Source organism: Corynebacterium glyciniphilum AJ 3170 (assembly GCF_000626675.1).
Classification (GTDB): domain Bacteria; phylum Actinomycetota; class Actinomycetes; order Mycobacteriales; family Mycobacteriaceae; genus Corynebacterium; species Corynebacterium glyciniphilum.
On the sequence record NZ_CP006842.1, the window covers coordinates 290,798 to 313,955 of the forward strand.

Sequence of the window (23,158 nt, forward strand, 5' to 3'; positions counted from 1 at the left end):
GGACGGACAGATGACCCTTGCGACCGTCCACTCCATGACACGGGCAGGACGCGACGTCGTCCTCATCGAGCTGCACCCCACGCACGACGGTGCCTTCCCACCGGCGACGGCCGGAGCACACATTGACCTGCACCTCGGACCCGTGATCCGCCAGTATTCGTTGCTCGGTGACCCCCGTGACACAGCTCGCTGGCTCATCGCCGTCAAACGTGAGGAGGACGGACGCGGTGGCTCGGAGGTGATCCACACCCAGCTCCGCGTCGGGCACACCGTCGAGGTCACCGGCCCCCGCAACCACTTCGAACTGCAGCACCCCACTGGCGGAGCAGGGCGCACCATCCTGCTCGCAGGAGGGATCGGCGCCACCCCGCTGACCGCGATGGCGGAGCAGTGCACCGCCACCGGTCGGGAATTCACCCTGCACTGCTACGCCTCCGACGCCGACGGGCTGCCGTTACGCGACCATCTGGTCTCCCGTCCGTGGTCGCCGAACATCGTCGAGCACCTCAGCAACGATGGAGAATCGTTGCGGAGCACTGACACCCTGCCGCAGTCCTACGCCGACGGTGATGACCTCTACATCTGCGGGCCTGCCGGATTCATCAGCCGCGCCCTCGAGCTCGCCGAGAGCGGGCGGTGGCCTGCCGATGCCGTCCACGTCGAACGCTTCGCACCCACCGAACAACCTGACCTCACCGGTGACGCCTTCACCGTGACCGTCGCCTCGACCGGGGCGTCCTACCCGGTCGCCGAGCACGACACGATCGCTGAGGTGCTCGCCGCCCACGGCGTGGCTGTGGAGCTGTCGTGTGAACAGGGGATCTGCGGTGCCTGCCTCACCGGTGTCGTCGACGGGGTGCCCGATCACCGCGATGAGGTGCAGTCGCCGGACGAGCATGCGGCCAACACGCAGGTCACGTTGTGCTGCTCGAGGTCGAGGACCGCCAACCTCACACTCGCCCTCTGATACTCCCCGTGTCGGGCGACGGTGGCCACGGTTGGGCTACGGTTGTAGGTCCCCGTCGGCTCTCTCCGCCGCACCGACAGACAGGCCGGACCCGTGAACACACCGTCGCCGACCCCCGCCGCGCCCACCGTCCCGCCGGACGGCTTCCGCATCTTCCTCAACGTCCTGGTCAACACCGCCGTCGCGAACATCACGACCAGTTTCCTGTGGTTCGTCCTGACCTTCTGGATCTACGCCGAGACACGCAACGTCATCGCCACCGGTGTCATCGGAGCGTCCTACATGCTGTTCGTCTCCGTGTTCAGCATGCTCTTCGGTACCCTCGTCGACCGCTTCCGCAAGAAGAACGTGATGGTGTGGGCCACCCTGACCGCGCTGACGGTGATCCTCCTGGACGTCGTGTTCTTCTTCATCGTCGGGGAGAGCCGGATCGCCGATCTGGGCACGCCGTGGTTCTGGATGTTCGCCGTGGTCCTGCTCGCCGGGGCCGTCGTCGAACAGCTCCGCAACATCGCCCTGTCCACGACCGTCACCCTGCTGGTCGCCGAAGAACGACGGGCCAACGCCAACGGTCTCGTCGGCACCGTCCAGGGCATGGCGATGCTGGTCACCAGTGTTTTCAGCGGTCTCTCCGTCGGTTTCCTCGGCATGGGCTGGACGTTGGTCATCGGTGTGGCAGTCATGGCGATGACCCTGCTGCACCTGGTCACGGTGCGTATCCCCGAGAAGGAGATCGTGCAGTCGGACGACGCGACGGGGTGGGTTGACATCCGTGGCGGCTGGCTCGCCGTCATTGCCGTTCCCGGACTCCTCGCGCTGGTCCTGTTCACCACGCTCAACAACCTCTTCGGCGGAGTGGAGATGGCGCTGATGGACCCCTACGGTATCGACCTGTTCGGTGTCCAGGGGTGGGGGATCTGGTTCGCCGTGGCGTCCACCGGGTTGTTCGTGGGCGGCGGTGTCATCGCGAAGTGGGGTTTGGGACGCAACCCGATCCGTACCATGCTGCTCTTCGCCGCCGGGATCGGTGTGGTCGGTGCCGTGATGACGCTGCGTGAGTGGGGCTGGCTGTTCGTCGTCGGCATCTGGCTGATGATGGCGTTCATCCCCGCCGTCGAGGCGGCGGAACAGACGGTCATCCAGAAGGTCGTGCCGTACGCGACCCAGGGGCGGGTCTTCGGGTTCGCCATGACCTTCGAGGCGGCCACGGCCCCGGTGACCGCGCTGCTGGTCGCGCCGTTGGCGGAGTGGTGGGTGATCCCGCACTTGAACACAGAGCAGGGGGCCCGCCAGTGGGAGTGGTTGCTCGGGACGGGGGAGTCGCGTGGCATCGCGCTGATCCTCGTGGTCGCCGGGATCCTCTGCGTGCTGCTGGCGGTCGCCGCGATGTGCACTCCGCAGTACCGGAGGCTGTCGCGGAGTTACGTTGGTTCCACGGATACTGCTGGCTCCACCAGCGGGAACGTGGCTTAGGACATCTGAGTCACCGCACAGAACGAATCTGATATCACGATCGTTCTGTGCGGTGACTCAGATGTCGGGGTTCGGCAGAAGAGGAGGATCCGCGCGATCAATGGCGCGCCCCACCGCCTCGTCGACATCCTCCATCATCTGAGGTACGTCCGAAAGAAGCCGCGCGTCAATCCGCACGAACTCCCATCGCAACGCCTGCAGCCGGTGAACTTGCTCGAAGTCGATGCCTCGCCTCTCCTCAGCACGGTGGTACGCGCCGTCGTAAAACAGAGCGATCTTCAACTCCTCACAGGCCAGATCGGCCACCAGGTGTTTCCATGGTCGACCCTTCGGATCGAGCTGTACGGTGACCTGCGACGTCCAGGAGAAGCCTTCAGGGAGGACGTCACGGGTGTACAGCCGCAGGAGTGTCTCCCGTGGAGACTGTGCCCCGATGTCCGACAACGCCAACAGTTTGTCGATGGTCCTCCGATCGACGTAGTTGCGCGATCCGCGCCGGATGTTCTCAGCGGTGAGCCACGTGCACTGGTAGAAGGCGTCGATGAACTGGATGGAACGAACTTCCCTGTCCGTTAGGCCGGGGACAGGCGGGACGTCCCAGCCGTGCGATCCCTTCAGAATCGAGTGGAGGCACTGGGCTGCGGCGACATCGGCGCTGACGACCCGGAGGTCCGGGAACTCCGGGTCCGGGCGCACCACCGGAGTCCCTGTACGGTAGCGCCGGAACACCGGCACCCGCGGCGTGGTGGCGGCAACCCAGGAGCGGGCGTCGCCCCGTGGCGAGCCGTCGCGCAGCAGTACCACTGGTGCATCGTCGCACCAGAACGGCAGACCGTGGAATGCGACCGCTGCCCAGAACCCGATGACGCTGCCGACACTGAGCATCCAGTGAGCACGGGCGCGGGTGACGATGTCCATGCCGAAGCCGCCGCAATCGTCCGGTAGAACGCGGAACTCCTCCGGCATGTCTTCGGTGGCCAGATCAACCACCACTCCACGAGTGAGGTCACGGAACCGTTGCCGGACCGTGGTCTGCGTGGCGCGTCCCGACGCCAGTACCTCGGCCCGACGCTCCGGGACCGGGCGTGGCAGCACTCTGATGGAATGCTCCAGGCCTCTGCCGTCCGGAATCCGCCCCGCACGGCGTGCTGTCGCCAGCCATAGACGCCGGCGCCGTTTCTCCTCACGGAACTCGCGGCGCCGCTGCTCGGTTGTTTTTCCTGTCCCGGTCCCCGTCCCCATGACACCAGTGAAGCCGAGAGGGCACACCAGCGAAAGGGTGTGGAAGAACCTGTGGAGAACTACAGCTCGCCGACGAGTTCCACGACACGCTCGGCGGTGCCCCAGGACAGTGTAACTCCCGCGCCGCCGTGGCCGTACGCGGCGATGACCGGCAGGTCGTACCCGTCGACATGCTCGATCCGCACCGTCTCGCGTGCCGGACGTAGCCCCGCGCCGTGGCCGATGATCGGCAACTCCGTGAGCTCGGGGACCAGAGCCTCCGCACGGGCCAGGATGGCCTCGGCTGTGGCCTGATCCGGGGCCTCGTCCCACGAGCCTGGTTCAGACGTCCCGCCGACGACGATCTCATCTTCTCGGGGGAAGACGTACGTCATGTGCGCCGGGTCATCGGAGTCCACGACCCAGTCGGTCAGCAGCGGGCCGTCCTCCCCGCCGTCACCGTTGGCGAAGAGCATCAGCTGTCCACGCACCGGGGCGACCGCATCATCCCCACCGAGCAGGTCGCCGCCGCGTAAACCGCCGGCGATGACGGCCGCATCCGTCGTCCCCGTGAGCTCCTCCAGCGAGGCAACCGTGCGCCACTGGAAAGCCACGCCGTTCATCCGGCACGAGTCCATCAGCCAGGCGAGATAACGCGAGGTCATGATCATCGGCAGGGTGGCACGCACACCGCCGTCGACCGGCTGGACCGCGTCGTCGCCGAGCACCTCCACCACCGGCGCGACCCAGGAGCGGTCCGGCGGATCGAGGCGCTCATGCAGGACACCGGTCCGCATCTGTACTGGTGGTACGTCGTCGGTGAAGTCATCGGTGGCGGTGTCAGCGCTGGTGTCTCCGAGGGCGGCCAACTCCACGAACCGTCGCAGCGACCGTTCGACCACCTGTTCCGTGCCTGCTGCGTGGTACGGGAACCACAGTGCTCCTGCCAGCGCGGACACTGTGTCGCCGGGGCCATGGTCAGCGATGACGGTGACCTCGTGACCGGCTTCGGCGAGTTCATAAGCGCAGGACAGGCCGATCACGCCGGCGCCGATGACGGTGATTCGCAAGTGCTTCGATGGCATGGCGACCATTGTTTCATGTGCCTCCCACTGCGTTGAGCATCTGAGTCACCGCCCAGAACGATCCGGAGCCGTGAACCGTTTTGGGCGGTGACTCAGATGCTGCCGTTCACCCTTACAGCGCCGGGGTGAACCCGCCGGCCGCGGCGGAGCGGACCATACCCTCGTCCGCCAGGCGGTTGACCTCCGCGGCGTCGGCACCCGAGGGCGAGGAGGCGGAGGAGTCATACACCACCTCACCGCCGACGTACACCCTCCGCAGGTGCCGTAGCCCGCAGGCCAGCACGTAGGTCGCCACCGGGTCCCACACCGGTCCGGTCGCCGGGTCGCGGGGATCCACGACGAGCAGGTCGGCGAACTTGCCGACCTCCAACGAGCCCACCTTGTCACCCACGCCCATGGACCGGGCGGAGCCGAGGGTGTGCAGGTGCAGGACGTCGTCCACGGCCATGATGGAGGCGTCGGAGTGGACGGCACGCTGGGTGAACAGTCCGGTGCGCATGTTCTCGAAGGGGTCGGAGGTGTCGGTGCAGGACTGGTCGTCGACCCCCATGCCCACGGTCACGTCGCGCCCCAGCAGGGTCACGATGTCGGCGATGCCGGAGCCCAGACGTCCGTTGGACATCGCCTGCCACACCACCGAGCTGCCGGACTCGACCACGCGCTCGACCATGCGCTCGGTGGGGTGGACGAAGTGGCCGAAGGCGAAGTCGCGGCCGAGCACGCCGGCGTTGTCGTACCAGTCGAACTTGGACTGCTGGATGTCGATCTGCTCGGCGGTCTCCACGAAGTGCGCCTGGTTGGTGATGCCCCACTTCTCCATGAGTGCCTTCTCCCGCTCGGCGGTCACGGCGGCGGAGGCCCACTGCACCGCGCCGTACACGGAGCCGCCCAGGTTCAACGCCGGGTCGATCTCGTCCAGGTGTGTCATCGCCACTCCGAAGGCGTCGAAGGCGTCGGTCTCGGGCAGTTGTTCGTCGTCGACGCGCACGGAGGTGACGAAGCGGATGCCGGCATCGGCGACGCCGTCGATCTGGCGGGTCACGAAGTCCGGCTCGTGCACCTTCACGGCCTTCAGGGTGGAGGTCTCGTAGTCGAAGCGGCAGATCACCCGCGACTGGGTGAAGTTGTACACCGAGGTGATGCCGGAGGCGAGGTGGTCCAGGCCACCGGCGCGGGAGAGCCAGTACATGGTCTCCGGGTCGGCGTTGGCGAGCATCGCACTGTTCTGGGTGACCCACTTGTACAGCGGGGACGAGTGTTCCACCCCGCGCATGCCGCCGGTGTAGATGTGGCTGTGCGCGGAGATGAACCCGGGGGCGAGGAAGGCTCCGTCGAGGTCGACGACACGGGAGGACGCAGCTACTGTCGCCTCGGGCGCGGTCCCCTCGCCGATGCCGTCGATGCGTCCGTCAGCGTCGACGGACAGCCAGCCGCGGAACCAGCGTGGTTGTGCGCCGCTGACCGGGATGATGACGGCGTTGGTGAACAGGGTGGATGAGCTCATCCGGGGAGAACCTCCTGGGTCCAGTCGGGGTTGTCAGGCGAGGTGCCGGTGGTACGGGTGTACCGCACGCGGCGGGACGGTCCGGCGTCGTCGGCGGTCCAGAACAGGTACTCGCGCGGGACGACGGCGTACCCGGCCCACGTCTCGGGCGGGCCGGAGTGGGTGAGGTCCGGGTGCTCGTCGGCGAAGGACGCCCAGAGGCGGCGACGCTCCTCCGTCGTCTGCGCGGCGAGGTCGGCGTCGTTGAGCCAGGCGAGCAGCTGCAGGTAGTGGGAGCGTCGGGCGAAGGCGGTGCGTTCGCCGGACCGGGTGTCGGGGACGACGTCGCCGATCACGGTGACCTGCCGCGTCCGGTCCGGCGTCAGCACCGTCAGCGACGCCTTCGGGCACGCGGCGATGTCCCGGACCTTTTGTGACCGGGCGTCGGTGTGGAAGTACACGCGGCCGTCCTCGCCGACACCGGACACCATCACGGTGCGGGTGCGCGGGTACCCGTCGGCGCCGACGGTGGCCAGCGTCATCAGGGTCGGGGCGGTCGGCGACTCCTCGAGGTGGTCGAGGAACAGGCACGACGGTGTCATCGCCTGCCTCCCGGGGTGAAGGACGCGATCTCGGGCAGTGCGGCGACGATCTCGTCGACGCGTGCGCGGAACAGCTCCTCACCGACCTCGGCGGACGCCCCGGTGGGGTCGCCGACGACACCGGACTCCGACAGGTCGGTGGACAGCCAGCCGAAGGTCACCGGCCGACCCGGGGCACCGAAGCCGATGTGGGAGCAGTCGGCGACGGTGTCGGCGACCTGCGGCCCCAATGCCGACGCGGCGGACACATCCACGAGTTCCGGGGCGATGTGCAGCATCATCGAGGTCTCCGCCCAGCCGGCGTGCACTCCGATGCCGCGTTCGGTCTCCCCGGGGAGTGCCGGTCCGGACATCAGGAAGGTGTGCAGGTCGAAGCGTCGGCGCAATTCGCGCAGGGCGACGCCCAGCAGGGCGGAGTTCCCGCCGTGGCAGTTGACGAAGAGCAGGCGCCTGGCCGGGGTCGCGGCGATGGAACGGCCCAGATCCACCACCGTCTGGAAGAAGGTTTCAGGACGCAGCCACATCGTGCCGGGCAGCAGGGCGTGCTCGTCGGACTTGGTGTACGCCAGTGACGGCAGTAACCAGACGTCCGTGCCGGACGCGGCGGCCCGCGTCACCGCCTCAGCGGAGACCGCTTCGGCGACGGTCAGGTCGGTGGACACCGGCAGGTGCGGGCCGTGGGGTTCGATCGCCCCGGTCGGCAGCACCAGCACGCTGTCCTTCGAGAGAACAGTGGGAACCTCGGCGGTCGTCAGGTCCGCGAAGCGTCGGGACGCGCTGATCACATCCACCTCCCGGGGTTGAGGATGCCGTGGGGGTCGGAGGTGTCAGCCAGGGCCCGCACACGCTCGGGTTCCAGGTCGATGTACCACTGGTGCGGGGAGTGCACACCAACCCCCAGGGCGGTGAGTTCCGGAACACCGGCGAGGATACGGTCCTTGAGCTCGGCCACGCTCTCGTTTTCGTCGATCCGTCCGTTGAGCATGCCGAACATCATGTTGTTGCCGACCTCCAGATGGAACAGGCCGCCACCGTCCGGGGTCGTAAACACCGCCTCGACCTCCTCGAGCCGGTCGACGACCGCATTGCCCTGGCACTCCATGTGGAACCAGCGACCGGGCTGCTTCTTCTGCAGCCACCAGGTCGGATGATTGTAGGAGATCGTGGACAGTCGCACCGACTGGGTGATGCCCTCGCGGACATCCTCGACCTGCCCGCCGTAGGACGCGACGATCGCCGCGACGTCCTCTACTTCGTCAGCATCGATGATGCCGCGCAGGCTCGCCCGTCCACGCACGAGCGCAGGATCCGACGGCAGAGCATCGACGATCTCTGCGCCGTCGGCGGACATCAACCGTGGCTGCAGCCGGGCGTCCAGCACCGCCCACGCGGCGTCGAAGGCGCCTCGAGCCGATCCGAAGGACGCGTACACGCACCGCCAGTCCTGCAACGGCTCGACGCGTACGGTGGCCCGCACAATGATGCCCGCGACGCCGTAGGTGTGGACGAATGGTTGGGCGTCCTCGCCCTCCAGGTGGATGATCCGGGCGTCCTCGGTGGCGGGGACGATGTCCACGGCGGTGACGAATCCCTGGTGGTTGCGCCCGTGCACGATGGTGCCGGTGCCGGCGGAGCCGCCGCCGAGGAACCCGCCCAGGGTGGACTGCACGGTGGACGGGTACATCCACAGCTGGTGGTCGCGGTCCCAGGCGTACTGCTCGAGGGTGAGCATCGTCGTGCCGGCATCGGCGGTGATCGTGCCGGAGTCCGCATCCAGTCCGTGGATGCCGGTCAACGAGGTCATGTCGAGAACCAGACCGCCGAAGCGGGGCAGCACCTGGCCGTAGTTGCCGGTGCCCTTGCCTCGGGTGGTGACCGGTACGCCGCGGCGCACGGCGGCACGCATGATCGCGGGGACCTCCTCGACGCGCCGGGGGTAGCAGACCACGTCCGGGGTGCCGAGCTCACCCTCGGCGAGTTGGGCGGAGAGTACCGGGCTCATGCCTGAGCCGTCGCGGGACGCCCGGCCGAGTGCACGGGGCAGCTGGCTGACGCCGCGTGGGCCGAGCACGGCGATGAGGTCATCGACCAGGGCGTCGACGTCGTCGGCGGTGAAGTCGGGGCATCCGTCGTGAGTGGCGGTGGCGAAGACGTGGTCAACATCGGTCTCGACACGGACCCCGAGCTCGGGCGGTGAACCTACGGCGCTCACTGCAGCGACACCCCCTCGTCGAGGAACTCGTTGGTGGCCAGTTCTTCGGTGGCCACACCGTCCTTCACGGGGGTGTTCTGTTCCGCGAAGATCGGGGTGACGATGTCGAGCACCTCGTTGACACGGGCCTCATCAAACGAGCCGAGTACGCCGTCGGAGCCGTCGGCGACGAGTTCCTCCTCCGCCATCTGCCGGTGACCGTAGTCGGCGTTGCCGTCGCCGTAGACCCAGCCGGCGTTGAAGTCCTCGACCGCCTCGACGATCAGTTCGTTCGTGGCCGCGGGGTCCTCCATGTAGGACTTCACGCCGCGCTGCAGCACGGGGATCAGCTCGGAGAGGCAGTCGGTGGTCCCGGCGTCCTCGAGGTCCGCTGTCTTGGTGGCCAGTGCGGACTTATAGGTGGGGAACCCGGCGTCGTGGATGAGCTGGTACTCCACCGGCTTCATCCAGCCCTGGACCTCGTTCTCGTAGTTGTAGGGCTCGGAAGACGAGTAGCCCTGCTGGGCATTGGCACCGTCCGCGGCGACGAACGTGGCAGGCGAGCCGTCGTAGCTTTCGTCGATCTGGGATTCGTCGAGGATGCCGGCGCCGGTGAGGTACCTGATGTAGGACATGTTCGAGAAGGTCAGGACGGTTGCGTTCTCATCCTTGAGGTCAGCGATCTCGCGGACGTCCGGGTAGGTTTCCGGATCCCACATGATCATCTGTGGGCTCTTGGCCAGGGTGGCCATCACACCGGTGGTGGGCATGCCGTCGGAGTTCTGGATGGACTGGTCGGTGTCGACGTAGCCGAGCAGGATGTCCGGGTCCTGGTACATCTGAGAGGTCACGTTCTGGTTGCCGATCGCCGGGCCGCCGGACCGGATCTCGATGTCGACCCCGGTATAGCCGTTCTCACCGTCGAAGAGTGGGCCGCTGACGGTCTTGCCGTCGGCGTCGATGCTCACGGCATCGCGTCCGTCGCCGCCGTAGTTGAGTTGTTCATAGAGGTGACCATGCTCGGCCTCGGGGAACCAGTCGGTCTGGACGACCACAGTGGACGGGCAGACCGACGAGAGGTCAGTGGTGCCGACCTCACCGTCGTAACCGGAGGCTGTGGACGAGTCGCTGTCGTCACCGCAGGCGGTGAGGGCGAAGGTAGTGACCACGGCGACGGTGCCGGCGGTCACGGTGCGGGCGTTTTTCATGGGAGCTTCTCCGGTTCTCGGATGTTCAGGAAAGTCAGGAAGGTCGGGAAGGTTATTTGCTGTACCAGCGACCGACGACGCGGTTTCCGATCCAGCCGAAGATCAGGAACACCACCACACCCAGCAGGGAGGCGAGGATGATGGCGGCGAAGAGCTCGGGGGACTGCAGGCGGGAGCGGTAGTTGTCGAGCAGCACGCCGATACCGGGGGTACCCTGCTTGAAGAAGAAATCGCCGACGATCGCACCGACGACCGACAGTCCGGCGGAGGTCCGCAGGCCGACGAAGACCGACGGCATGGCGGCCGGAAGTTCCAGCTTGCGCAGGACGGTCAGGCGGGACGGGTGGTGCAGGGCGAAGAGGTCCCGCATGCCCGGCTCCACGGACTTCAGGCCGAAAAGGGTGTTGGACACGAGCGGGAACAGGGCGATCAGTACGCAGACGAACACACGGGCGGAGAAGCCGAAGCCGAACCAGAACCCCACCAGCGGCACCAGGGCCAGCACCGGGATGCACTGGAGGAATACGGCGTAGGGGAACAGGGCGGCCTCGGCGCGTTTGGACTGCGACATCACGATTGCCCAGGTGATGCCGATGGCGGCGGCGATGACCAGACCGGTCAGGGCGACGGTGGTGGTCTGGCCGAGCCCCTGCCACATTTCGGTGGCGGCGGGCCCGAAGAGGCCTTCGGTGATCACCTCGTGGGGCGGTGGCATGAGGAAGCGTCGGGACTCGTCGAGGAGCAGGTAGCTCACTGCGTACCAGGCGGCGATGACGACGCCGAAGACGGCGACGGGCAGGACGATGCCGGTGAAGGGGGCGGAGCGCAGCCTCCTGCGGGCAGACGGTGTCGTGGTGGGAGTCGAGTCAGCCCCGGCGGACGGGGCAGCCTGTGTCGTTTCCGGGCCGGACTGTGATTCTGCCCGGGTGTTCCGGATCTTCTTTTCGGTAGCTGGTGCGGTCATGAGTGGGCCTCCATCAGTGAGTTCGAGACACGTTCGGTGAGCGTGGTGAATTCCGGGGAGAACCGGAGTTTCGGATCACGGGGGAAGGGGAACGGGACATCGACGGTGTCGACGATCGTGCCGGGGCGCCCGGACATCACGGCCACCTTCGTGGATATGAACACCGCCTCGTTGACGGAGTGGGTGATGAACAGCCCTCCGAACCGCTTCTCGGCGAACAGTTGGGTGAGCTCCACGCCGAGCCGTTCACGGGTGATCTCGTCGAGAGCGGCGAAGGGCTCGTCGAAGAGGAAGAGCTCGGGTTCAATGGTCAGTGCACGTGCCAGGGAGACACGCATGCGCATACCGCCGGAGAGCTGGTGGGGGAGATGGTCCTCGAAGCCGTCGAGACCGACGGTGGTCAGGGACTCGGCACAGCGCCGCTCACGGTCGGACTTCGACAGTCCGTCGAGCTCGCCGAGCAGCATCACGTTCTCCCTGACGGTGCGCCAGGGCAGCAGCGTAGCGTCCTGGAAGACGTACGCGATGCGGTCGGTGAACGTGGTCATCACCCCCTCGGTGGACGTCTCGAGCCCGGAGGCGAGACGCAGCAGAGTGGACTTGCCGCAGCCGGACGGTCCGACGACGCTGATGAACTCACCGGGGACGACGTTGAATGACACGCTGTGCAGCGCGGTCGTCGTGTCAGTGCCGGAGGTGAAGGTCATGCCGGTGTCGTTGAAACTGACCAGCGGTGGTGCTGTGGGGGTGGTCGGGGTGGTCGAAGCGGTCACGGTGATTCTCCTTTGTCGCGGTGTGCGGGGCTGTCAGCCTGGTCAGGTCGACGGCCGGAGGTGGGGGTAGGTGGTCACGGATGTGGTACGGGCGACGAGTCGTCCGGATGAGATGACGACGCGGTCGGACGGTGCGGCGGCGATGAGTGAGGCGGTCGAGGGTGCTGGGCCGGCTGTGCCAGCTGACCGTGGGCCCGGGCTGCGGACGCACAGCAGATCGGCCCTGGCACCGGGGGTCGGGCCCGCCGGCGGCAGGTTCATCGCGGCGCGGGCACCGGTGGTGACCAGGCAGAGTGCCTGGTCCGGGGTCTGGTGAGCGGCGGTGATGAGCAGGGAGGCGGTCTCCAGGGCATCGGCCCGTCCGGTGGGGTTGAACGGGTCGGCCACGTTGTCGCCACCCGCTGCCACCCGGACGCCTCTCTCGCGTAGTGCGGTCACGGGGGCGATGCCCCGGGAGTCGGACGCCTGGAGGTAGAGGTTGGTCGCGGGCAGGGCGATGACGGGGATGTGTGCGGCGCGGAGTTCGACGGCGGTGGTGTCGAGCTCGGCGGCGGTCATGCCGGACAGGCGGCAGCAGTGCCCGGCCGCCCGGTCCCGGCCCTCCGGCCACCCGGTGACGCGTTCGGCGTAGCGGTGGATGGTCTGGGTGCGGGACGTACGTGCGTTGGGCGAGCCTGCCGCGCCGACCTCCGTGTACTCGTCGATGTGCAGGTCACAGCCCACGGCGTGGGCTTCGGCGGCATCGATGAGCGCGTCGGTCTGGGAGAGCGGGTCGTGGGCGAGGTGCGGGGCGCCACCCACGAGGTCGGCGCCGGTGTCCAATGCCCCGGCAACTAACTGGGCGACCCTGGAGACCGGGGTGGAGGCGGGGATGAGCGCCACGATCTGCAGTGTCATCATTTCCTCCAGTTCCCGGCGCAGCTGGTCGACGGCACGGATGCCCCGGAAGGGGTCTGTACCGGTTATGGCGTCCGGATAGACGTCGACGTGGCTGCGTACCGCGGTGGTGCCGGCGGCGAGCATGCTCAGTGCCGTGCCGCGCGCCCGCGTCAGGATGTCCTCCTGCGAGAAGCGTGCCGCAGCGGCAGACCAGGCGTCCACCGCACCGGGGAGGTCCCCGACGGGCGGGTTGACCAGGTCCCAGGAACGGGATTTGTCCAGGTGTGCGTGGGGGTCGGCTGTGGCGGGAAGCACGCTGTAACCGCGGAGGTCCAGCATGTTTTCCGAGGTGCCGGGGTCGTGGGGCCGGATGGTGTTGACCACGGAGCCGTCGAAGGTGATGTCGACGGTCCTCCCGGCGAGCTGGACCCCCGAGATGCCGGTCAGGCCGGTCAAACCGGTCATGTCGACGAGATCAGTCGTGTCGGGTGCCGTCATCCGGAGGCCTCCTCTCTGGCTCGGGTCAGGGTCGTGACTGCCGCAGAGGAGAGGTCATCGCCGGCTGCAGCAGTCGAAAACGTCGGTGTGTCTGGTTTCGACATGCAGGACAGAAGCTGACAGTGTCTGTCAGCCGGCGGTGTGCAGGAGTGCTCTGTCGTGTCCTGGTCCTGTACCGCGCCGGGCTGGGGCCGGGTAGTGGGGCAGGGACATCGGTGGTGCACCGCGTGTGGATTCGTCGTGCAGTTACGTAGACTATGGGGCGGGTGTTTCACCTCTGTTTCCCTCCAGGATCACTTCGGTGACGCTCAGTGCCGCGGAGAGCCCGGACGTCGGCGCGATGTTTCGGGGTGGTGAAACCTTGGGTTAATTCCCCGGTTTCGGGTGCGGAGACCTGCACGGAACCCCGTGTGACGGGCTAACGTGGCCCACGTACGCGCCGGGCTGGGGTACTTCAGACTTCATCAGACTTCATGGAGGTACCCCGTGACCACCGATGTGATCACCGCTACCGTGGCTGCCCGACGCACCCTCACCCCGCGCGTCGAGGAGTTCACCCTGTTACTCCCCGACGACGCCCCGCTGCAGGCGTGGTCAGCCGGCTCCCACCTCGACGTCCACCTGCCGGGCTCACCCGTCACCCGCCAGTACTCCCTGTGCTCGCCGAGTTCCCGCAACAGCTACGTCATCGCCGTCGACCGCCGTGTCGAGCAGGACGGAGGGCGCGGGGGATCGGAGGCGCTGCACCGGGCCGCTGTCCTCGGAGCATCGGTGGAGGTCGGGGAGCCGAGGAACCACTTTCCACTGACCCGCGCGCTGAACTACATCTTCGTCGCTGGTGGCGTCGGGGTCACACCGATGCTCTCCCTTGCCGCTGAGGTCGAGAGGTCCGGGCGTCCATGGCAGATGCTGTGTCTGGCGCGGACGGCGGAGGACATGCCCTACCTCGCAGAACTGCAGGGGAAGTACGGCGGGAAGATCACCTTCCACGGCTCGTCCGCAGGACGCCTTGACCTCGGTGCTGCCCTGGCTGACCTTCCCGGTGGTACGGCTGTATATGTCTGTGGTCCCGGCACACTCGCCGACGACATCGCCGGCGCTGTCGAGGACCAGCCGGCCGTGGACGTCTTCGTCGAGCAGTTCACCGCCCCCGACCTGCAGGACGGGACGGCCATGTCCTTCGATGTCACCCTCGCGACCAGTGGTGAGACGTTCACCGTTGCGCCGGACATCTCCTTGCTCGACACTCTCGAAGGCAAGGGGAAGGTGCTCGCCTCATCCTGCCGCGAGGGGGTCTGCGGCACGTGCGAGGTGGGCGTGGTCTCCGGGGAGGTCGACCACCGGGATAACGTCCTGACCCCGGAAGAGCGCAGCGAAAACGAGTCCATGATGGTCTGTGTCTCCCGCTGCCGGTCTGGACGGCTGGTACTGGACCTGTGAATACCGTGCTCTTGAAGGATCCACTGGTGGGACCGGATATCGTGGTGCGCGGCGGACTGATCGGCGAATCTGCCGTCCCGGATGCCGAGATCGTTGACGTCTCCGGCTGTTTCATCACGCCGGGCCTGGTCAATGCCCACCACCACCTGCTCCAGTCGGCTTTTCGCACGGTGCCCGGCACCCGGGGCGTCCTGATGGCGGAATGGCTGAGGGTCATGGCCGCTGCCTACCGTGAGCATGCCGTGGACCCGGAACTCGGCCGCGCTGCTGCTGCGGTCGGACTGGCCGAGTCATTGCTCTGCGGCGTCACGACCGTCGCCGACCACCACCTGACCTGGCCCTCGGAGGTTGTCCCGGTGGAGATGGCGATGGCCACCGCGGGCGCAGCACGGCGGCTCGGGGGCCGGTTGTGTTTCGTGCGTGGGACGGCCGGCAACGATCCTGACGACGCCGCAGACTCCGTCCGCGCCATACACCAGGCATTCAGCAGCGCGTTCGAGGACGCACCGGGGATGCTGCAGCTCGCCGTCGGCCCGTCCGGCGTACACGCCGACGGACCCGAGACTTTCGCCGCTCTGGCAGAGGTCGCCCGGGACCTCGGCCTGCCGCGACGCACTCAGGCCAATGAGCAGGTCGACGTCGTCGTCGCCGCCGAGCGCTATGGAAAACGACCGCTGGAACTGCTCAGTGACTGGGGATGGCTGGAACCAGGTGTGACCGTCGCACATCTCTGCGAGATCACCCCGGACGAGCTCGCTGCCGTCGTCGAATCCGGCGTCGCCGTCACCCATGCCCCCGGGTGCGACGTTCCCATGGGGTGGGGCGTCGCCCCGGTCGCCGAACTGCTGCGCCGTGGTGTGACCGTAGGGCTCGGCACCTCCGGCGGGGGCAGCAATGACGGCGGGCACCTGCTCGCCGACGCCCGGCTTGCCATGCAGGTCTCCGGACTGACAGGTGCGCCGGTCAGTGCGTCCGACGCCCTGGCCATCGCGACCTCCGGCTCGGCCGTCGGACTGGGACGCCCCGAGCTCGGCACCCTCGACCCCGGAACACCCGCCGACCTGTGTGTCTGGGACATGGGCGACGTCTCCGACGCCGGTGTTCACGACCACGCCGCCGGACTGCTGTGGGCCAGTCCCGGGCGCCGGCCCCGCGACGTCATGGTCGCCGGACGCTGGGTCGTCCGCGACGGCGTCCTGCTCACCGCCGACTCCCGTGACCTCGCGTCAGAACTGACCACCATGCTCAAGGAGAGGACAGCATGATCCACGTCCCCGTCATCGACATCTCGCCGTATATCGCCGGAGGAACGGAGGAGGAACGCGACGCGGTTGCCCGTCAGGTCGACACCGCAGCCCGGGAGGTCGGCTTCATCCAGCTCGCCGGACACGGCATCGATCCCGACACCTGGGACGGGCTGGCCGATGCCCTCGACGCCTTCTTCCTGCGCGACCTCGACCTGAAGAAACGCACCGTCGCCCCGCCCGAGGTCAACCGCGGTTACTCGCCGCCGAAGTCCGAACGGCTGTCCCTGTCGCTCGGAGTGGAGTCCGCCACCGGGATGAACGACTTCTTCGAGGCCTTTAACATCGGTGCCCAGGCCAGCAGTTTCCCGGAGCTGGCATTGCCGGCGGCCGACTACCCGGAGAACGTGTGGCCGACCGAGACCGACGGCGCCATGGCGGACTTCCGGGACAACCTGGAACGGTGGTTCGACGCAGCACAGCACGTCGCGGAGACCCTGACCGTCATCTTCGAGGATGCGCTCGACGTGCCCCGTGGCACGATCACCTCGTTGGCGGACCACTCCATCGACGTGCTGCGCACCATCAACTACGCCCTGGACCCCGGACAGGCTGTGGAACTCGACGGGGAACTGACCGGCATGGGGGAGCACACCGACTACGGCATCGTCACCGTCCTGTGGGCTGACCGGGTCGCCGGCCTGCAGGTTCTCGGCGAGGACGGCAGCTGGAACGACGTGCTCCCCGAATCCGGTGCGCTGCTGGTCAACGTCGGCGACGTCACCGCCCGACTGACCAACGACCAGTGGAAGTCGACGCTGCACCGGGTACGTCCACCGGTGGTCGACGGGACCATCAGGCGCCGCCGGTCCGCGGCCTTCTTCCACGACGGCAATGTCGACGCCGTCGTCGGACCGCTGCCCGGCATGGTCGATAATGAGCACCCCGCGCGGTATGAACCGATGACGGTGGGCGAACACGTCGCCCGCAAACTCGCCGGGTCGCGGTCGTTGGAGTCCAACGCGTCCGACACCTCCCGCGAATCGGAGCGGGTGCTGTCCTCGAAACGGTGACCGGTGCCGGCCTGTGCACTCCTGATGTCATCTGAGCCACCGCAGAGGTCAGCACACAGCTGATTCATGACCCCTGCGGTGACTCAGATGACAGGGCGGCCCGCGGTCTCAGTCGGCGCAGGCTCAGCCGGGAAGGTTCTCCGTCTCCCATCCGTCGCTGGTACGGATGTACCGCACCCGATGGGACGGCCCCTCGTCGTCACCCTCCCAGAACAGGTACTCACGGGGGACTACCGCGAAGACGGCCCAGGTCGTCGGCGGATCCTGCTCTGCCAGGTCCGGGTTCGTACGGTCGAACTCAGCCCACCGTCGTCGCCGTTCCGACCGGTCCTCCTGTGCCAGACCAGGGTCATTCAGCCAGGCGAGGAGCTGCAGGTAGCGGGGCTGGCCGGCGTAGATCCCGCGTTCCGTCTCTTCGTCAACGCGGACAGCGTCGCCGATCGCCGTGACCTGGCGTGAGGCGTCCGCAGTGAGCACAGTCAGGGAGGCTTTGCCGTCGCCGTCGATGTCGTGCACTTTCTCTGACCGGGTGTCCGTGTGGAAGAGGACCCCGCCGTCCTCCCGGACTCCGTTGACGTTGACGGTGCGGGTACGCGGGTAGCCGTCCTCGCCGACGGTGGCGAGAGTCATCAGGGTGGGGGAGTCATCGAGGTGGTCGATGAACAGCCGTACGGGATCAGTCATGGGTCCTTTCGTGGGTCACGTCGTACTTGAGCTGTACCATTCCATTGCCGAAGCTCCTGGATGAGCGCAGTGTCAGCGTCAACGCCAGCTCGGGAAGCATACGCAGTCCACCTCCGACGGCGACCGGACACACGAGCATGTGGATCTCGTCCACGAGCCCGAGTCGTAGTGCCTCGGCGGCAAGGGTCGGACCGTCCACGGTCAGGTCACCGTCGGTGTCCTTGAGCTGCTGAATGTCGGCGGCACGGAACCCGCGCTCCAGGCGGGTGTGCCGCGTCCAGACCTCCGGCAGTGTTGTGGAGTAGACGATCTTCTCTGCCGCGCACCAGATCTTCGCCCATTCGGCGGATTCGTCCGATTGCGCGGCGGCGTCCGGATCGGTCTCCCAGACGTGCATCATCTCGTACATGCGCCGCCCGTACAGGTAGGTGCCCACATCGGCGGTGTCGGCGTTGATGGCGGCGAGCACCTCCTCGTCCGGCACCGCCCAGTCGAAGTTCCCGTCCTCGTCTGCGACATAGCCGTCGGCGGAGACGAGCATTGAGTAGATCAGTCGGCCCATGGTGTGCCTCTCTGGTGTGGTGTGCCCATAGCCTACGTCCAATCCGGGATCGTGCAGGAGCGGCGTCGGGCGGGGGCCCGCCGTAGGATGGCGCCATGGACGCCGAGCACAACACCGACAGCACAGTCATCCCGTTCCGCCCCCGCAGAGAGCCCGCGACACTCTGGCGTGAGGTGCTCGGGGAGGAGATCCGGCGCCAGCGCACCGCGCGCAGCGACCGGCTCAGGGACACGGCCGAGCGAGCCGGGATTTCGCCCCAGTACCTCTCGGAACTGGAACGGGGGATGAAGGACCCGTCCTCCGAAGTGCTGGAGGCCGTTGCCGGTGCGCTGGGGAACTCGTCCTTCGACCTGGTGCGTTCGGCGGCAGCTCCTAGTGGGCCGGTGCTTCTCGCCGCGTGAGGATCCGGTCCGCCACGCCGTAGTCGACGGCAGCCTCCGGGGTGAGGACGAGCTGGCGTTCGGTGTCTTCCCTGACCTGTGCCGGGGTGCGGCCGCAGTGCTGTGCGAGTACCGACTCCTGCAACCGTCGGATCCGCTCCATTTCCTCGGCCTCGATGATCAGGTCGGGAATGGTGCCGCGTCCACCTTCGGCTGCGGGGGCGGTGAGGACGACTCTGCCGTGGTGCAGGATCGACCGGTGGCCCGGTGTGCCGCCGGCGAGTAGCAGTGCCGCTGAGGCGACAGCCTGACCGACGCAGGTGGTCTCTACCCGCGGACGGATGAACTGCATGCAGTCGTAGATCGCCATCGTCGCCGACTGCGATCCGCCGGGGGAGTTGATGTACAGGGAGACGGGTGTGTCAGGATTGTCGCTTTCCAGGTGGAGCAGCTGGGCGATGACAGTGTTGGAGACACCGTCGTCCACCGGCGTGCCGAGGTAGATGATGCGTTCGTCGAGCAGCCGGCTGTAGATGTCGACGGTCTTCTCGCCGTTCGGGGTCGCGGTGGTGACATAGGGGATCGGGTACGACGACACGTCAGCTCACCCCCAGGCCGAGCGTCGCACGACGCGTCGTCAGCCCGTCAGGGCCGGTGATCAGGTCGAGGTCGTCGATGACCCGGTCGACGAAACCGTAGTCCTTCGCCTGCTCGGCGGTGAACCACCGGTCGCGTAGCGAGTCGCGGGTGACTTTGTCGAGTGGTTGGCCGGTGTCATCGGAAATGCAGGTCAGGACGGTGTCCCGGGTGTGGCGCATGTCGGCGGCCTGAATCTCGATGTCCTGTGCAGAGCCTCCGATGCCGCCGGAACCCTGGTGCAGCAGCACCTTGGCATGCGGCAGGGCGAGGCGTTTGCCCGGGGTGCCGGCGGAGAGCAGGAACTGACCGGCGCTGTAGGCCATGCCGATGTTGACGGTGGCGACATCATTGGGGATGCCGCGCATGGTGTCGCGGATGGCGAGCATGCCGGGCACGGAGCCGCCGGGTGAGTTGATGAGCAGGACGATGTCGGCGGTGGCGTCGCGGGCGGCGAGGAGCAGCAGGGAGGTGCACAGGCGGTTGGAGGTGTCCTGCTCCAGGGCGTCGCCGAGGACGATGATGCGACGTTCGTAGAGGTCGCGGTAGATCTCCTGGTCCAGGATGCGGGTGGGGTCGGGGTTGTTCTCTGACATGGTGACCACCCTGCGCACGGCGCCGGTGCAGGGCAATGCCCTGCTGCCGACAGCGGATCCGCTGTGAGCGGATCGGTCAGCGACCGGCGAGGTAGCTCTCCCAGCCGGGCTCGAGCAGATCGAAGACCGCGTTGACGACAGCCGGGAGTTCAGCGGTCGTGGCATCGATGAGTTGTGCCTGCAGGGCGCACCGTGCGAAGGCGCGGACGGTCACGTCCGGTGTCTGCTGGCCGAGGTCGGCGGCGATGGCGTCGGCCAGGGAGTTCTCGTGCCGTAGCCACATCTTCTGCGCGTAGTCGGAGAGCGAGGGGGAGTCGTCGATGAGCTTGGTGAAGCGCTGGTGGGAACCTTCGGGGGCGTCGTCGTGCCACGCGTCCTCGCGGTAGAACTTCCGGAGGGCGTCAGGGATGCTGACACCGTCCGGGCGGTCGGAGACAGCGGAGGTGAGACGTTCGCGCATCTCATCGTCCTCGTCGACGGCGATTGCTTCTTTGCAGGGGAAGTGGGCGAAGACCGTGGTGGGGGAGACATCGGCGGCATCGGCTATTTCGCGGACGCTGACGTTGTCGAAGCCGCGCTTCAGGAAGAGTTCCAGGGCAGCGTCGGCGATCGCACGTCGGGTCGCCGCTTTCTTCCGTTCGCGTCGGGTGGGGTTACTGGTCGTGGTGTCGGCTGCCATGTCCACCACACTAGCGGCGAAGGTGTAATTGATACAACACCAGATTGACTTCGAAACTGTACCGAGTACAGTTTCGAACCATGACAAGCAATCTATCTGTGGGGACGTCGCGCTGGGCATGGCCCATGCTCGTCGCCGTCACCCTCCTCAACGTGGTCGGCATGACCATCGTCCTGCCGATCCTCCCCTTCGTCGTCCGCGACGTGATGCCCTCCTTCGGCACCCTCGCCCTCTGGGTCGGGCTGCTCGAGGCTGTCAACGCACTCTGTGCCTTCATTGCCGCCCCGATCCTCGGCGGTATATCGGACCGGTGGGGTCGCCGTCCCGTCATTGTGATCGGCGCTTTCGGCGCCGCCGTGGGTTTCCTCGTCTTCGCCCTCGGTGGCTTCCTCGCCGGCACCTTCAGTGGCGCGATCTGGCTGCTTCTGCTCGGCAGGATCATTCAGGGTGTCACCGCCGGGGATATGCCCGCGCTGTTCGCCTACGTCGCGGACATCACCCCGGCGAACCAGCGTGCGAAGCGCTACGGGATGCTCGGCGCCCTCACCGGTATCGGTTTCATGATCGGCCCGGCTCTCGGCGGTCTGCTCGCCACACACAGCATTGACCTGCCGGTGCTCGCCACCGCCGGTGTCGCCCTGACCGTCGGCGTGCTCACCCTCGTTGCGCTACCCGAGAGCCATGTACCGGAGAACCGGACCGCCCGTCTCACCGTCGAACAGATTCATCCGCTGAACGTCTTCCGGGAGGCGTTCGCGCGGCCCTCGCTGCGGATGCTGCTCAGTGGATTATTGCTGGTGGCGATCCCCTTCAGCTTCTTCGTCAACAACTACAGCGTGTTGGCGATGGACACGGTCAACTGGTCGCCGACCCAGATCGGCCTGCTGAACTCCTGCATCGGTGTGCTCGACATCGTGATCCAGGGCGTGCTGCTCGGCATCCTGCTGAAGTGGGTTGGTGAACGGGGTGTGATCCTCGGCGGACTGGTCGTGCAGGCCACCGGAGTACTGCTGCTGGCGTTGCTGGCCTCGGCGTTCAACGACCCGTGGTTGCTGATCATGGGCACCCTCATGCTCGGTGCCGGTGAAGGGCCGATGACCGCGACCCTCAATGGTGTGCTCTCCACCTCCGTCAGCGACGACGAGCAGGGATGGCTCGCCGGGGTCACCCAGGGCATGCAGAATGCTGTCGGCGTTGTCGTGCCCCTGGCCGTCGGTGTGCTCTACGGCATCGGCATCGCCGTGCCGTACTGGATCGCCCTGGTGCTGCTGTGTGCCGCGTTCGTTGTCCTGTCCCGGGCAGCCTTCGACAGCCCGTCGCGGGGGCGCCGGGCGCCTGAACGGCCCGGCGCAGCTACCGAGCCTGAACCCTCTCTCCACCGCGGATGACCAGCTCGACCTGGAGTGCGCCGTTCAGGACGACGAGGTCTGCGCGTCCTCCGACGTGCAGACCGGCGGTGGGGAAGCCGACCGCGCGCGCCGGATTCACCGAGGTCTGCCGGACGGCCTGCAGCAGGGCGGCGTCCCGGTCAGTGGCGTCGGTGCTGCCGGCGGTGCCGTGTGCGACGGCGAAACGGAACAGCTGGTCCATCGTGGCGGTGCTGCCGGCGATGGTGTCGGTGCCGGCCACACGCGCCACGCCGTCGACCACATCCACACCGAGAGTGCCGAGCCGGTAGCTCCCGTCGGGCATACCCGCGGCGGCCATGGCGTCGGTGACGAGGGTGACGCGGTCGGGGCCGACAAGCTCACAGACACCGCGGTAGAGCGAGGGGTGCAGGTGGACACCGTCGCCGATCATCTCCACGGTGACCCGCGGGTCCTCGACGAGGGCGGTCACCGGGCCCGGCTCACGGTGGTGGACCGGGCGCATGGCGTTGAACAGGTGCGTCCCGACCCGGGCGCCGGCGTCGATAGCGGTGAGGGTCTGTTCGTAGGACGCGTCGGTGTGGCCGACGGCGGCGACGACGCCGGCGTCGACGAGCTGACGGATCGCGTCCACTCCGCCGTCGAGCTCAGGGGCGACGGTGGCCATGCGTACCGTGTCGCGTGCGGCGTCGAGGACGCGGGTGATCTCGCCGGGATCAGGGTTGCGCAGCGCCGTCGGGTCGTGTGCACCCTTCTTCGACGGGGCGAGCCACGGACCCTCGAGGTGGATGCCGGCGACGAGTCCGTCGCGCACGTGGCCGGACAGGACGTCGACCTGGCGGAGCAGCTCGTCGGGGTGAGCAGAGACCAGCGACGCCATGATCGTGGTCGTTCCGTGGGCGGCGTGCATCGCGACTGCAGTGGCGGTCTCCTCGTCGGTGGCGACGGGGAAAGCACCGCCACCACCACCGTGGACGTGCATGTCGACGAAGCCGGGCACGACGGTTACGTCACCGAGGGCGAGGTCGCCGTCTGCCGTGGGGCGAGGCGGATCGCCCAGGCCGAGAGCAGTGACGCTTCCGTCGCTGATCTCCATCCATCCGGGGCGCAGCACCTCCTCGCCGGTGACCAGCACACCCGCGGTGACGAGCAT

General features: G+C 67.4%; 23 protein-coding genes. 7 read left to right on the forward strand and 16 right to left on the reverse strand.

Annotated features, from left to right (window positions below):
- Window positions 1-10 precede the first annotated feature (10 nt).
- Together CGLY_RS01360 and CGLY_RS01365 are read left to right on the forward strand one after the other, a co-directional pair.
- Entirely contained in the window at window positions 11-967 is a 957-nt protein-coding gene (locus CGLY_RS01360) for a PDR/VanB family oxidoreductase (protein ID WP_038545454.1), read from the forward strand.
- Window positions 968-1,060: 93 nt separating this feature from the next.
- Window positions 1,061-2,440, forward strand: coding sequence for an MFS transporter (locus CGLY_RS01365; protein WP_038545458.1), 1,380 nt, complete (start codon window positions 1,061-1,063; stop codon window positions 2,438-2,440).
- A gap of 57 nt (window positions 2,441-2,497) precedes the next feature.
- Here CGLY_RS01365 and CGLY_RS01370 read toward each other — a convergent pair whose 3' ends face one another.
- The 10 genes from CGLY_RS01370 to CGLY_RS01415 all read right to left on the reverse strand — a co-directional run bounded on the left by CGLY_RS01370 (window position 2,498) and on the right by CGLY_RS01415 (window position 13,344).
- Window positions 2,498-3,682, reverse strand: coding sequence for a hypothetical protein (locus tag CGLY_RS01370; RefSeq protein ID WP_227590331.1), 1,185 nt, complete (start codon window positions 3,680-3,682; stop codon window positions 2,498-2,500).
- 59 nt (window positions 3,683-3,741) lie between these two features.
- Entirely contained in the window at window positions 3,742-4,746 is a 1,005-nt protein-coding gene (locus CGLY_RS01375) for an FAD-dependent oxidoreductase (protein ID WP_038550827.1), read from the reverse strand.
- A gap of 112 nt (window positions 4,747-4,858) precedes the next feature.
- Window positions 4,859-6,250: an amidohydrolase family protein gene (locus CGLY_RS01380; RefSeq protein WP_038545461.1), complete on the reverse strand. Its 1,392-nt coding sequence runs from the start codon at window positions 6,248-6,250 to the stop codon at window positions 4,859-4,861.
- Complete coding sequence (locus CGLY_RS01385) at window positions 6,247-6,831, reverse strand: pyridoxamine 5'-phosphate oxidase family protein (protein WP_081803724.1); 585 nt, start codon at window positions 6,829-6,831, stop codon at window positions 6,247-6,249. Before CGLY_RS01385 ends, CGLY_RS01380 begins: the two co-directional genes overlap by 4 nt.
- On the reverse strand, window positions 6,828-7,616 hold the full coding sequence (locus tag CGLY_RS01390; protein WP_038545465.1) for a creatininase family protein: 789 nt from the start codon (window positions 7,614-7,616) through the stop codon (window positions 6,828-6,830). Before CGLY_RS01390 ends, CGLY_RS01385 begins: the two co-directional genes overlap by 4 nt.
- Window positions 7,613-9,043 carry an FAD-binding oxidoreductase gene (locus CGLY_RS01395; protein WP_038545467.1) on the reverse strand — a complete coding sequence of 477 codons (1,431 nt, stop codon included), beginning with the start codon at window positions 9,041-9,043 and terminating at the stop codon, window positions 7,613-7,615. The genes CGLY_RS01390 and CGLY_RS01395 overlap by 4 nt, the downstream gene beginning before the upstream one ends.
- Window positions 9,040-10,230: a nitrate ABC transporter substrate-binding protein gene (locus CGLY_RS01400; RefSeq protein WP_038545469.1), complete on the reverse strand. Its 1,191-nt coding sequence runs from the start codon at window positions 10,228-10,230 to the stop codon at window positions 9,040-9,042. Before CGLY_RS01400 ends, CGLY_RS01395 begins: the two co-directional genes overlap by 4 nt.
- Window positions 10,231-10,282: 52 nt before the next feature.
- A complete protein-coding gene (locus tag CGLY_RS01405) occupies window positions 10,283-11,194 on the reverse strand; it encodes an ABC transporter permease (protein WP_038545472.1) in 912 nt (303 codons plus the stop codon).
- The gene (locus CGLY_RS01410; RefSeq protein ID WP_144313719.1) at window positions 11,191-11,901 is read right to left on the reverse strand and encodes an ABC transporter ATP-binding protein; all 711 of its coding nucleotides are present in this window, start codon (window positions 11,899-11,901) and stop codon (window positions 11,191-11,193) included. The genes CGLY_RS01405 and CGLY_RS01410 overlap by 4 nt, the downstream gene beginning before the upstream one ends.
- Window positions 11,902-12,009: 108 nt before the next feature.
- Entirely contained in the window at window positions 12,010-13,344 is a 1,335-nt protein-coding gene (locus tag CGLY_RS01415; RefSeq protein ID WP_227590332.1) for an amidohydrolase family protein, read from the reverse strand.
- Between the two features lie 486 nt (window positions 13,345-13,830).
- Here CGLY_RS01415 and CGLY_RS01420 point away from each other — a divergent pair, with 486 nt between their 5' ends.
- The 3 genes from CGLY_RS01420 to CGLY_RS01430 are packed head-to-tail and all read left to right on the forward strand — an operon-like array spanning window position 13,831 to window position 17,101.
- Window positions 13,831-14,784, forward strand: coding sequence for a PDR/VanB family oxidoreductase (locus CGLY_RS01420; RefSeq protein WP_038545479.1), 954 nt, complete (start codon window positions 13,831-13,833; stop codon window positions 14,782-14,784).
- A 26-nt stretch (window positions 14,785-14,810) separates the two neighbouring features.
- The gene (locus CGLY_RS01425; RefSeq protein WP_227590333.1) at window positions 14,811-16,049 is read left to right on the forward strand and encodes an amidohydrolase family protein; all 1,239 of its coding nucleotides are present in this window, start codon (window positions 14,811-14,813) and stop codon (window positions 16,047-16,049) included.
- Window positions 16,046-17,101, forward strand: a complete 1,056-nt coding sequence (locus CGLY_RS01430; protein ID WP_038545482.1) for an isopenicillin N synthase family dioxygenase — start codon at window positions 16,046-16,048, stop codon at window positions 17,099-17,101. The genes CGLY_RS01425 and CGLY_RS01430 overlap by 4 nt, the downstream gene beginning before the upstream one ends.
- A 123-nt stretch (window positions 17,102-17,224) precedes the next feature.
- On the opposite strand, the gene CGLY_RS01435 is transcribed toward CGLY_RS01430, so the two are convergent.
- The gene (locus CGLY_RS01435) at window positions 17,225-17,785 is read right to left on the reverse strand and encodes a pyridoxamine 5'-phosphate oxidase family protein (protein ID WP_052539439.1); all 561 of its coding nucleotides are present in this window, start codon (window positions 17,783-17,785) and stop codon (window positions 17,225-17,227) included.
- Window positions 17,778-18,347 (reverse strand): dihydrofolate reductase family protein, encoded by a 570-nt coding sequence (locus CGLY_RS01440; protein WP_038545485.1) that lies wholly within the window; start codon window positions 18,345-18,347, stop codon window positions 17,778-17,780. The genes CGLY_RS01435 and CGLY_RS01440 overlap by 8 nt, the downstream gene beginning before the upstream one ends.
- A gap of 95 nt (window positions 18,348-18,442) precedes the next feature.
- Between CGLY_RS01440 and CGLY_RS01445 the strand changes: the two genes are divergently transcribed.
- Window positions 18,443-18,748, forward strand: coding sequence for a helix-turn-helix domain-containing protein (locus tag CGLY_RS01445; RefSeq protein WP_052539440.1), 306 nt, complete (start codon window positions 18,443-18,445; stop codon window positions 18,746-18,748).
- Here CGLY_RS01445 and CGLY_RS01450 read toward each other — a convergent pair.
- The 3 genes from CGLY_RS01450 to CGLY_RS01460 form a co-directional block, all read right to left on the reverse strand.
- Window positions 18,720-19,325, reverse strand: a complete 606-nt coding sequence (locus tag CGLY_RS01450; RefSeq protein ID WP_038545488.1) for a ClpP family protease — start codon at window positions 19,323-19,325, stop codon at window positions 18,720-18,722. The two genes, CGLY_RS01445 and CGLY_RS01450, sit on opposite strands and share 29 nt — an antisense overlap.
- Before the next feature lies 1 nt (window position 19,326).
- Window positions 19,327-19,959, reverse strand: coding sequence for a ClpP family protease (locus CGLY_RS01455; RefSeq protein WP_038545491.1), 633 nt, complete (start codon window positions 19,957-19,959; stop codon window positions 19,327-19,329).
- 76 nt (window positions 19,960-20,035) lie between these two features.
- Entirely contained in the window at window positions 20,036-20,638 is a 603-nt protein-coding gene (locus tag CGLY_RS01460) for a TetR/AcrR family transcriptional regulator (protein ID WP_038545494.1), read from the reverse strand.
- 80 nt (window positions 20,639-20,718) lie between these two features.
- Between CGLY_RS01460 and CGLY_RS01465 the strand changes: the two genes are divergently transcribed.
- Window positions 20,719-22,026 (forward strand): MFS transporter, encoded by a 1,308-nt coding sequence (locus CGLY_RS01465; protein ID WP_052539441.1) that lies wholly within the window; start codon window positions 20,719-20,721, stop codon window positions 22,024-22,026.
- On the opposite strand, the gene nagA is transcribed toward CGLY_RS01465, so the two are convergent.
- Window positions 21,992-23,158, reverse strand: a complete 1,167-nt coding sequence (gene nagA, locus CGLY_RS01470; RefSeq protein WP_038545497.1) for an N-acetylglucosamine-6-phosphate deacetylase — start codon at window positions 23,156-23,158, stop codon at window positions 21,992-21,994. The two genes, CGLY_RS01465 and nagA, sit on opposite strands and share 35 nt — an antisense overlap.